This is a genomic window from Bartonella sp. AA81SXKL, assembly GCF_042196945.1.
GTDB lineage: Bacteria > Pseudomonadota > Alphaproteobacteria > Rhizobiales > Rhizobiaceae > Bartonella.
Genome location: NZ_JBHIRH010000327.1, coordinates 1 through 626, shown reverse-complemented (window position 1 = coordinate 626; position 626 = coordinate 1). Strand labels below are relative to the sequence as shown.

The following is a 626-nucleotide window of genomic DNA, read 5'->3' as shown; positions in this document are numbered from 1 at the left end:
TTAGAATTTCGTGACCGTGAAGAAGCTGCTAAAAATTCCCCTTTAGCAGCCAAACTGTTTAATATTCCAAATGTCAATGGTGTTTTTTTTGGCTATGATTTTATTACCGTGAGCAAAAAAGAGGGAGAGTGGCAACATCTCAAACCAGCCATTTTAGGTACTATTATGGAACATTTTCTGTCTGGTGATCCGGTTATCAATACCAATGCCACAAGACAAGCACAAACGCACGCCCTTAACGAAGAATTTTATAACGAAAAAGACGCCGATATCGTCTTAACAATTAAGGAACTCCTTGAAACACGTATTCGCCCAGCCGTTGCCAATGATGGTGGAGATATTACTTTTCGCGGATTTGAAAACGGTATTGTCTACCTCAATATGCGCGGTGCTTGCGCCGGATGTCCCTCTTCAACCGCAACGCTAAAACATGGTATTGAAAATCTTTTACGCCATTTTATTCCAGAAGTTGTAGGTGTTGAAGCCATGCCTCAATAAACAAATGAGATCTGATAAAAGAGTGCTTAAAAGCACAAACGCCATAGCGGCCTTAGCTGGCTTACTGTCGAAGTACAAAACACCAAAGTATTGAACATGATTGCTACGAATAAGTCAGTCTCCGATAA

Annotated in this window: 1 protein-coding gene; it reads left to right on the top strand. The window is 40.7% G+C overall.

Annotated features, from left to right (window positions below; genetic code table 11):
• Nucleotides 1-498, top strand: a 498-nt coding sequence (locus tag ACFINZ_RS11470) for a NifU family protein (RefSeq protein ID WP_375701578.1), incomplete at its 5' end; no start/stop codon positions are given.
• Nucleotides 499-626 lie beyond the last annotated feature (128 nt).